We start from the raw sequence: 403 nt of genomic DNA on the forward strand, positions 1-403 counted from the left end.
CGTGGCGTTCATGTGCTCAGTTCATGTTCCAAGGCTCGCCGTAGGTGGTGACACTGTCACCGGTCGAGGCGATCAGACGGGCGAACGGACGCAGCAACACACCACCGGCAGCACCGGTCACCGTGCCGTGCGCGTTGGACACCGCCACACCACCGGCCGGACCCTTGACGTCCACCGAGAACGTGGCCACTTCCTGAATACCCGGGCCATTGCCCAGATCGGCACTGATCGACACACCCGGGAACAGGTTCGGGGTGATGACCGACTCCAAACCGAAGGGCGGGCCGGTGATGTCACCATCGTCGATCAGGATGTTGGGGGTCGTGTAGGAGAAGTTGATCCCCACACCCAGCGACCAGGGGAAGCCGATCTGATAACCCAGCTCCAAGGTGCCCTCGAAGTC

General features: G+C 62.8%; 1 protein-coding gene. It reads right to left on the reverse strand.

The window, feature by feature from the left end:
• Positions 1-16: 16 nt before the first annotated feature.
• Positions 17-403, reverse strand: a 387-nt coding sequence (locus tag ACZYZF_RS29475) for an MspA family porin (protein ID WP_463837602.1), incomplete at its 5' end; no start/stop codon positions are given.

The organism is Mycobacterium sp. IDUB_24 (assembly GCF_055419385.1).